We start from the raw sequence: 8,455 nt of genomic DNA on the forward strand, positions 1-8,455 counted from the left end.
ATGCTCAACCTGCCCGATCGCCTCGGCACCCGCTTGAGCGGCGCCCAGTTCGCCAATCTGCACACCTTCCTCGCGGTCGCCCGGCACCTGAGCTTCAGCCTGGCGGCGCAGGAGCTGTGCCTGACCGCCAGCGCCGTCAGCCATCGTATCGCCCGCCTGGAGCAGGCCCTGGCGCTACGCCTGTTCGAACGCCTGACCCGGCGCATCCGCCTGACCGTCGAAGGCGAGCGGCTCTATCAGGTGCTGCAAGGCTTCGAAGCGCAACTGCAGGAAGCCCTGCAGCCTTCGACGCAGGAAGTCAGCGGATCCCTGAGCCTCTATGTGCGGCCTTCGGTGGCCCAGCACTGGCTGGTGCCGCGCCTGGCGGATTTTCAGCAGCGCTATCCGCAGGTCAGCCTGGACATACGCACCGGCAACGACCCGGTGGATTTTCGCACCCGTCCGGTGGACCTGGCCTTGCTGTATGGCGACGGCGAGTTTCCGGGGCTGGTCAGCCAATTGTTGATGGACGAGCGGGTCGCCCCGGTGTGCAGCCCGAAGTACGCCGAACGCCACGGCCTGATCGGCCACCCCGAGCGTCTGGCCCAGTGCACCTTGCTGCACGATGCCCTGGCCTGGGAACACGCCGCCTTTGACGCCGAGTGGCAACGCTGGGCCCGCGAGCAGGGCGTGCAGCAGCACCTGCCCGCCAGCCACCTGACCTTCGACCGCTCCGACCTGTGCAGCGCCGCCGCCAGCCACCATGCCGGTGTGGCCATGGGGCGCCAGCGCCTGGTGCAGCCGTTGCTTGATCAGGGCGCGCTGATCCTGCCCCTGGTCGGCTTCAGCCAGACGCCGGGGCAGGGCTATTACCTGGTGCATCCGCCGCACGATCCTTTGCCGCTGCGCTTGCGGGTGATGATTGAGTGGTTGCAGGGGTGTGTGCTCAGCTGACCTCGGCCGTCGTGCACAGGCGTGCCAATGGCGTGAGCTCGCGGGCAAAATGTTCGATCGCCAGCACATAGCCGTGGCTGCCGAAGCCGGCCAGCACTGCCTTGGCCACCAGCGACACATAGGAGTGGTGGCGGAAGGCTTCACGGCGGTGGACGTTGGAGATGTGCACCTCGATCACCGGCACCTCGGCGGCAATCAAGGCGTCATGAATCGCCACCGAAGTATGGGTCCAGGCCCCGGGGTTGATGACAATCCCGGCGACCCGGCCCCGGGCCTGGTGAATCCAGTCGATCAGCTGGCCTTCGTGGTTGGTCTGCTGGAATTCCAGCTTCAGTTCCAGCCGGCTGGCCGCCTGCTGGCAGAGGCTTTCGACGTCGGCCAGGGTCTCGCGGCCGTAGACCTCCGGTTGGCGCATACCGAGCATGTTCAGGTTGGGGCCATTGAGCACGAGCAGGGTTTTCATGGTGCAGGTTTCCAGTCAGGGTGTTGGCGCACAGGGCGTCGTAGGCGGGTAAAAAGGGCTCAGAGGCTGGCGGTGTGGACGATCTGGCCGCTGCGCGCGGCGCTGCTGATGGCTTCGACGATCTGCAAATTGCGCAGACCGTCACGCACGGTTACCAGCGGTTGTTGCTCGCCGCGAATTACCTGGCAGAAGTGCGCCAGCTGGCGGGCCAGCGGGTCGGCGTTTTGCCGCGGCGCCACGGCAGTGCTGAAGGGCTTCCACCACGAGCGCTCGGCCCGCTGCTCGTAGAACTTCAGGCGCATGGTCGGGATTGACAGCGTGCCCTGGGTGCCGCTGATCACGTAGCAGTCTTCGTCGGCGTAGCTGGGGTAATCGGGGTTCTCCCGTGCGGTCTGTTCCCAGCTGCGGGCGCAGGCGGCGGTGTCGGACAGCATGAAAGTGCCCAGGGCGCCGCTGGCAAAGCGCAGGCTGATGGCGACGCTGTCCTCGACGGCAAAGCCGCGGGTGGTGCTGGAAGCCTGGGCCTGCACGGCGACGATCTCGCCGCACAGCGAACGCAGGTTGCCGATTTCGTGGATCATGTTGATCAACACTGGCCCGCCACCGATCTGGCGGCGCCAGGGCGCAGCGTCGAAATAGTCGTCGGGTTTGTAGAACAGCGCGCTGCCCATGACCGCCACCAGCTTGCCGAGCAGGCCCTCGTCGATCACTTCGCGGGCCTTGGCGAGGATCGCACTGTGGGCGCGATGATGGCCGACCAGCAGCCGCGCCCCGGTTTGCTCGGCGATGGCCAGCAGGCGCTTGCCTTCCTCCAGGGTGTGGGCCACGGGTTTTTCGATCAGCGCGGCGACACCGTGTTCAACGCAGGCCAGGGCGCCTTCGACATGCAGGTGATTGGGCGTGGCCAGGATCACGCCGTCCGGGCGTTGCTCGGCGAACAACTGCTCAAGGCAAGGGTAGAGGGCAACGCCGTGGGCGGCAGCCAATTCGGCGGTGGCCGGGGCCGGGTCGACCAGGGCGGCCAGATCGCACTCGGCGCTGGCCTGGATCAGTTCGATATGCCGGCGGCCGATCAGGCCGGCACCGGCGACGGCAATACGAATCTTGTGCATGGCGCTCTCATTATTGTTATGCGGACCGCGACAGCGGTTTTGTGAGAGGCTAATAAAAAAATCCCAGGAGATAATCGGGGCAGATGAAGATTCAGAATGCGCTACTAGCGAATAATGAACCGCTGTTGCGCGACCTGCAGTTGTTCTGCGAAGTGGCGCGGCGCTCCAGCTTCATCGCCGCGGCTACCGAGATCGGCCTGTCGCCGGCCCACGTCAGCAAGCGCATCGCCACCCTCGAGACGTTGCTCGGGGTCAAGCTGTTCAACCGCACCACGCGGCGGGTGAACATCACCAGCGATGGCGAGGCGGTGTTCATCTGGGCGCAGAAGATTCTCGAGAACGTCGAGTCGATGCTCGAGTCGCTGTCCGGGGCGCACAGCGAGCCGCGCGGCACCTTGCGCATCAGCACCAGCCTGCGCCTGGGCCGTGAGCACATCGCGCCGATCCTGTCGCTGCTGCGCAAGCGTTATCCGACCCTGGATATCTGGCTGGAGCTGCTCGACCGGCGGGTTGACCTGATTGGCGAAAATTTCGATATCGACATTCGCGTCGGTGAGGTGCAGGAAAAACACCTGATCGCCCATCGCATTGCCGAGAACAAGCGGGTGCTGGCGGCATCGCCGGAGTACCTGGCCCGGCGCGGCCCGGTGCGGGTAGCGGCGGAACTGGCCCAGCATGATTGCTTGCTGTTTCGCAGCCGCGACGATCGTTTCGGCGTGTGGCGGCTGGTTGGCCCGGGCGGGCCGGAAACGGTCAAGGTTACCGGGCCCATGGCCGCCAACCACAGCGATATCGTGCGCCAGTGGGCCATGGACGGGCACGGCATCATCATGGCCTCGTATTGGGACGTGGCTGGCAGCTTGCAGGAGGGCTCATTGCTGAGGGTGCTGCCGGCGTATCACCAGCCTGCGGATGTCTGGGCGGTGACGGCGGCGCGTTCGAGCCGTTCGGCGAAGGTGCGCAGTTGCGTGGCGTTCTTGCGTGAGCAACTGGCTGAGGGGCCGTTTGCGTTGGCGGTGGGCGGGTGAGGGCGCATTTGGCAGGACAGGCCTAATCGCTGGCAAGCCAGCTCCCACAGGTGCCACAGAACTGTGGGAGCCGGACTTGCCGGCGATGGGCTGCGAAGAGCAGCCCCGGGTACTCAATCGCCGGCCTGCACCTGCAGCATCCATTGCCCGTCAACCTCACGCACCAGGCCGCTGGCCAGGAACAACGGCAGCAAGCGCTTGTGCAGCTGCGGTTCGACGAAGCCTTTCACTGCCGTCAGGTCCAGCGCACCCAGCGCCGGCAGGTCGGCCTTGGTGTACGAGAGCCAGGCTTTCTTCAACGCATTGAGCACATCGCTGCCCGCCGTGTTGGCAAAGCGGCGGTTGAGGGTCTGGCCGTCAAGGACGAAGGTATGCTGGTACTCGTAGCCCGTTTCGTCACCGCCGCTGGTGCGGCAGCGGATGCAGGTGCACGGACCATCACCGAAGGCTTTGCCCAGGTAGTTGTTGAAATCCACCACGGGCTTGAGCCCCAGGCGCTTGTCGACCTCGAACATGTCCGAGGTCAGGTTCTGTTCAGCACTCAATGTCATTCCTCTGACAGGTTTTTACCGGGGGGCACAATACCAGCCGGGGCGGGCCGAGGGTACCTTCGTGCGTCGCCTCGTCGAAGGGCGCGGGCTTTTTCCGTGCTGCTCCATTACCCTATGCGCCCGTGAGCGTCAGCAGACGCCGATAGAATTGTCGTTGGAGTTCGACCATGTACAACTACACAGCCACCGTGACCGTCAGCGACGACCTGCATGCAGACGTTGAAGCCGTGGAAAACGTTGCGATTCGGGTGGGTCTTGAAGCCGTTACCGAGTCGCTGAAGAAGGTCCACTTTGTCGGTGCCCTGGCCGCTCCGGACAAGGCGACGCACATCTGCGTGACCCTCGACAACGGCCTGAGCTACTACGGCCCGATCGTTAACGGCCATGCCGAGCTGGAAGGCGGCTGGATCGCCTTTGAATGCGACATGCTTACTCCGCAAGAACTGGGCCTGTAATCCGTTGGGCTACAGCACAGCAGCCCAGAACAACCCGGCCAGGTACAAGGCCACGCCGAACACCCCATGAGCCAGCAGGCTGCGGCCCCGCGCCGCATTTGGCTTGGGGGTTTTCGAGGCGAAGAAGCCCGCGCCCATGCCGGGCTGCATGATCAGGTAGGGCGCCGCTACGGTCGCCAGGCCAAGCACGAACGCCGGCACAAAGCGTGGCTGCTGCGCCCACTCCAGCCCACAAAGGGCGAGCAGCAACGCGGCGAAAATCACCCCGATGGTGTAATGCGCACTCCAGCCAATCAGCCGTTCATTGGCCAGTGCCGGCGCCTTGGCGATGCTCTGATGGGTGAACTGCCCCTGTGGCATATGGCCGATCCAGCGTCCGACCAAACCCCAATTCGGCCCGGCCATGCCCAGCACGCGCTGCTGGAACAGCGACCAGAGGTCGGCCAGGGCGGTGGCCGTCAGGCCAATCAGTACCGCTAGGGTTAATCCTTCAAGCATGGCGTGCTCCAGTTGTCATCATTCAATAGATTGATTGAATGATTGGCCAATGCTACCTTCCTGTCAATGACCGATATGAAAACCCAGCAGCACCAGCACATCGCCGAACTGGCGCGGACCCTTGGCCACGCCCATCGCCTCAACCTGCTCGAACAGATCGCCGCCGGCGAGCTTGCCGTCGAGCAACTGGCCCAGCAGTGCGAGCTGTCGGTGGCCAATGCTTCCCAGCATCTGCAGCACTTGCGTCGCGCCGGCTTCGTGCAGACCCGCCGCGATGGCAAGCGCGTGTTCTACCGGCTCAGTCCCGGGCCGATCCCGCAAGTGCTGGCGGCGCTCGGCCAGTTGGCGGCGTTCAACCGCGCGGCGATCCGTGAGCTGATGAGCGATAGCGTGAGCGCGCCCGAGCACCTGGAGGCGATCAGCAGGGAAGAGCTGCTGGAGCGTTTGCAGGATCACAGCGTGACCCTGCTCGATGTGCGCCCGGCCGAGGAGTTTGCCCAGGGGCATTTGCCGGGGGCGATCAACATTCCCTTCACTGAACTGCAGCAGCGCCTGGGCGAGTTGCCGGCCAGCCACGAAGTGGTCGCGTATTGCCGCGGGCCCTGGTGCGTGTTTTCCCGTGATGCGGTGACGGCCCTGAAAGCCGGGGGCTTCAGGGCGCGGCACTATCTTCAGGGTGTCGAACAGTGGCCGGGGCTACTGCAGGACTAGCCCAGCTCGGCGAGGCAGCGTTCGAGGATGTCCAGGCCCTCTTCGAACACTTCAGGCTCGATGGTCAGTGGCGCCAACAAACGGATGATGTGCCGGGCCCTGCCGCTGGGCATCAGCAGCAGGCCGGCGCTCCTGGCCGCTGCCAACAGTTGCGTCAGCTGCTCGGTGGCCGGTGTGCCGTCGGCCTTGAGCAGTTCGATGCCGCGCATGGCCCCGGTGCCGGTCAGGCGGCCCAGGTAAGGCGAGAGCTTGCTGGCCTGCCAGCGCTCGAAGCGGCTGACCAGTGCGGCTTCCTGGCGTTCGCCCCAGGTCGAAAGGTTGGCGTCGCTCATTTCATCCAGGGTCGCCAGGGCTGCCGCACACGCCATCGGGTTGCCGGAGTAGGTGCCGCCAAGGCCGCCTTTGGGCAGGTTGTCGACCAGCGCCTTGCGGCCGACCACTGCGCCCAGCGGCATGCCGCCGGCGATGCTCTTGGCCAGCAACAGCAGGTCCGGCTCGATGCCCAGGCGCGGGAAGGCGAAGCGCTGGCCGGTGCGGCCAAACCCCGACTGGATCTCATCGACGATGATCAGGATGCCGTGCTGGTCACAGAAGCTGCGCAAGGCTTTGGCGAAGTCTGGTTCCATTGCCAGGAAGCCGGCTTCACCCTGCACCGGTTCGAAGATGAATGCAGCCACATCGTTGACGTCGATCTCGACGCTGAACAACCGCGCCAAGGCCTGAAGCGCCTGCTCGCTGCTGACGCCGGTGTCCCGGCTGGGGTAGGGCAGGTGATACACCGGCCCCGGCAACACGCCGACCCGCTGCTTGTAGGGCGCAACCTTGCCGTTAAGGTTGAGGGTCGCCAGGGTGCGGCCATGGAAGCCGCCGTCGAAGGCGATGATCGCGGTCTTGCCGGTGGCACCGCGGGCGATCTTCAGGGCGTTTTCTGCCGCTTCCGCACCGCTGTTGGTGAGCATGCCGCTGAGCGGGTAGGACACCGGTACGAACTGCGCCAGGCGGTTCATCAATTCGAGGTAGGGTTCATGCCCAGCGGCGTTGAAAGCGTAGTGAGTCAGACGCGTGGCCTGCTGCTGGATGGCGGCGACAATCCGCGGGTGACAATGGCCCAGGTTCAACACGCCAATGCCGCCAACGAAATCAATATAACGTTTACCGTCGGTGTCCCAGACTTCCGCATTTTTACCGTGGGACAGTGTAATAGGGTGAACTACGGAAATAGACTGGCTGATAGTTTCGTGACTCATTTACCCGTGCCCTCGCTGCAGTTTCTTATTATCTAAGCGAGGCACGGTAATTGAGTGCAAACGAAATAAAGGATTGCAATCATTCCTTCAAGTCGGGAACTTGCCCGGCCACGCGTACACGTGCGGCAATCCACTCGACAAAGGCACGTACCTTGGGCACCTCGGCAGCATGCTCGGCATGGGCGATGAAGTGCGAGCCTTCACTGGTTTTGGGGTGGTTCCAGGGAATCACCAGTTTGCCCTCGGCCAGCTCTTCGGCCACCAGGTAGCGCGGGATCAGGGCGATGCCGCAGCCGGCCTGGGCGGCGCGGATGCACATGTAGAAGGTGTCGAAGCGCGGGCCGTGGTAGCTGTTCTGCGTGTGCAGGCCCTGGCCGAGGAACCACTCGTGCCAGGCCTCGGGCCGCGAGGTGCACTGCAGCAGGCGGTGTTCGGTGAGCGATTCGGCGCTGTCGAAACGCTGTCGGGCCAGCAGCTCCGGCGCGCACACCGGCACCACCTGCTCCTTGAACAGCTCGATGCAGGTTGCCCCGGGCCAGGTGCCCTGGCCGAAAAAGAAGGCGATGTCGGCCTTGGCCTGGACCAGGTCGAAGGGCTCCAGTTCGTTACGAATGTCCAGGTGGATCCGCGGATGGCGCTCGCCGAAACCCTTGAGGTTGGGCACCAGCCAGCGCTCGCCGAAGGTCGGCTGGGTGGCAATGCGCAGCACCTCGGTTTCGCCGCCGTAGCTGAGGATGTAGCGGCTGGACATGTCCAGTTGCACCAGGATCTTGTTCACCTCGGCCAGGTACAGGGCGCCGGCCGGGGTCAGGTGCAGGCGCCGGCGGATACGCTGGAACAGCGGGTGCGAGAGCATCTCTTCAAGCTGCGCGACCTGCTTGCTCACCGCGCTCTGGGTCAGGTGCAGCTCTTGCGCGGCGCGGGTAAAGCTCAGGTGCCGGGCGGCGGCTTCGAAGCACTGCAGGGCGGTGGTGGAGGGCATCAGGCGTTTGGACATGGGCGGGATCAACCGGGCGAAAAAGAGATAAGGTCATTCCGTTACGGAATCATGTGCTTCTAAAAGGTCGTTTGTGAGCAGCGGCCCTATAGATTAATACTGACCTGCATCAATGATTTCAACCCGTATCCGCTGTAGGAGAATAATAAGATGGTTGCTGAACTACTTACCCGTTTGGGCGTGCCCGAAAGTTTATATAACGGCGGCACTCATGCTGTTTTTACGCCCATCGACGGCAGCCAGATCGCAGCGCTTACCCTGGAGAGCAAAGAGGCGGTCACCCGCCGAATCGACGCCGCCCATGCGGCCTTTTTGCACTGGCGCGATGTGCCGGCGCCGCGCCGTGGCGAACTGGTGCGCCTGTTTGGCGAAGTGCTGCGCAAGCACAAGGCCGAACTCGGTGAACTGGTGTCGATCGAAGCCGGCAAGATCACCCAGGAAGGCCTGGGCGAAGTGCAGG

11 protein-coding genes are annotated in these 8,455 nt (G+C 64.2%); 5 read left to right on the forward strand and 6 right to left on the reverse strand.

What is annotated here, in order from left to right:
- Positions 1-933 (forward strand): DNA-binding transcriptional regulator DsdC, encoded by a 933-nt coding sequence (gene dsdC / locus ABM562_RS19730; RefSeq protein ID WP_115086921.1) that lies wholly within the window; start codon positions 1-3, stop codon positions 931-933.
- Here dsdC and aroQ read toward each other — a convergent pair.
- Together aroQ and ABM562_RS19740 are read right to left on the reverse strand one after the other, a co-directional pair.
- Complete coding sequence (aroQ, locus tag ABM562_RS19735) at positions 926-1,396, reverse strand: type II 3-dehydroquinate dehydratase (protein WP_233674800.1); 471 nt, start codon at positions 1,394-1,396, stop codon at positions 926-928. The genes dsdC and aroQ overlap by 8 nt on opposite strands.
- 59 nt (positions 1,397-1,455) lie before the next feature.
- Entirely contained in the window at positions 1,456-2,508 is a 1,053-nt protein-coding gene (locus tag ABM562_RS19740) for a Gfo/Idh/MocA family protein (RefSeq protein WP_460423035.1), read from the reverse strand.
- An 83-nt stretch (positions 2,509-2,591) separates the two neighbouring features.
- Here ABM562_RS19740 and ABM562_RS19745 point away from each other — a divergent pair, with 83 nt between their 5' ends.
- Positions 2,592-3,536, forward strand: coding sequence for a LysR family transcriptional regulator (locus ABM562_RS19745; RefSeq protein WP_460423037.1), 945 nt, complete (start codon positions 2,592-2,594; stop codon positions 3,534-3,536).
- Between the two features lie 113 nt (positions 3,537-3,649).
- Here the strand turns inward: ABM562_RS19745 and ABM562_RS19750 are convergent, their stop codons facing one another.
- On the reverse strand, positions 3,650-4,087 hold the full coding sequence (locus ABM562_RS19750) for a hypothetical protein (RefSeq protein ID WP_115086917.1): 438 nt from the start codon (positions 4,085-4,087) through the stop codon (positions 3,650-3,652).
- A 167-nt stretch (positions 4,088-4,254) separates the two neighbouring features.
- On the opposite strand from ABM562_RS19750, the gene ABM562_RS19755 reads away from it, so the two are divergent.
- Positions 4,255-4,542 (forward strand): hypothetical protein, encoded by a 288-nt coding sequence (locus ABM562_RS19755; protein WP_115086916.1) that lies wholly within the window; start codon positions 4,255-4,257, stop codon positions 4,540-4,542.
- Between the two features lie 9 nt (positions 4,543-4,551).
- On the opposite strand, the gene ABM562_RS19760 is transcribed toward ABM562_RS19755, so the two are convergent.
- Positions 4,552-5,040, reverse strand: coding sequence for a DUF2938 domain-containing protein (locus ABM562_RS19760; protein ID WP_115086915.1), 489 nt, complete (start codon positions 5,038-5,040; stop codon positions 4,552-4,554).
- A 75-nt stretch (positions 5,041-5,115) separates the two neighbouring features.
- On the opposite strand from ABM562_RS19760, the gene ABM562_RS19765 reads away from it, so the two are divergent.
- Positions 5,116-5,751, forward strand: coding sequence for an ArsR/SmtB family transcription factor (locus ABM562_RS19765; RefSeq protein WP_115087124.1), 636 nt, complete (start codon positions 5,116-5,118; stop codon positions 5,749-5,751).
- Here ABM562_RS19765 and ABM562_RS19770 read toward each other — a convergent pair.
- The gene (locus ABM562_RS19770; RefSeq protein ID WP_460423039.1) at positions 5,748-6,998 is read right to left on the reverse strand and encodes a 2-aminoadipate transaminase; all 1,251 of its coding nucleotides are present in this window, start codon (positions 6,996-6,998) and stop codon (positions 5,748-5,750) included. The genes ABM562_RS19765 and ABM562_RS19770 overlap by 4 nt on opposite strands.
- A gap of 79 nt (positions 6,999-7,077) precedes the next feature.
- A complete protein-coding gene (gcvA, locus tag ABM562_RS19775; RefSeq protein ID WP_115086913.1) occupies positions 7,078-7,995 on the reverse strand; it encodes a transcriptional regulator GcvA in 918 nt (305 codons plus the stop codon).
- A 150-nt stretch (positions 7,996-8,145) separates the two neighbouring features.
- Between gcvA and ABM562_RS19780 the strand changes: the two genes are divergently transcribed.
- A partial coding sequence (locus ABM562_RS19780) for an aldehyde dehydrogenase family protein (protein WP_460423041.1) occupies positions 8,146-8,455 on the forward strand: 310 nt, incomplete at its 3' end.

This window comes from Pseudomonas sp. ZL2 (assembly GCF_054788455.1).

Bases quoted from the DNA above. Each gene is read 5' to 3' on its own strand.
- ABM562_RS19765 (WP_115087124.1), top strand. From the start codon at position 5,116: ATGAAAACCCAGCAGCACCAGCACATCGCCGAACTGGCGCGGACCCTT.
- ABM562_RS19740 (WP_460423035.1), bottom strand. From the start codon at position 2,508: ATGCACAAGATTCGTATTGCCGTCGCCGGTGCCGGCCTGATCGGCCGC.
- ABM562_RS19745 (WP_460423037.1), top strand. From the start codon at position 2,592: ATGAAGATTCAGAATGCGCTACTAGCGAATAATGAACCGCTGTTGCGC.
- ABM562_RS19750 (WP_115086917.1), bottom strand. From the start codon at position 4,087: ATGACATTGAGTGCTGAACAGAACCTGACCTCGGACATGTTCGAGGTC.
- gcvA (WP_115086913.1), bottom strand. From the start codon at position 7,995: ATGTCCAAACGCCTGATGCCCTCCACCACCGCCCTGCAGTGCTTCGAA.
- dsdC (WP_115086921.1), top strand. From the start codon at position 1: ATGCTCAACCTGCCCGATCGCCTCGGCACCCGCTTGAGCGGCGCCCAG.
- ABM562_RS19770 (WP_460423039.1), bottom strand. From the start codon at position 6,998: ATGAGTCACGAAACTATCAGCCAGTCTATTTCCGTAGTTCACCCTATT.
- ABM562_RS19755 (WP_115086916.1), top strand. From the start codon at position 4,255: ATGTACAACTACACAGCCACCGTGACCGTCAGCGACGACCTGCATGCA.
- ABM562_RS19760 (WP_115086915.1), bottom strand. From the start codon at position 5,040: ATGCTTGAAGGATTAACCCTAGCGGTACTGATTGGCCTGACGGCCACC.
- aroQ (WP_233674800.1), bottom strand. From the start codon at position 1,396: ATGAAAACCCTGCTCGTGCTCAATGGCCCCAACCTGAACATGCTCGGT.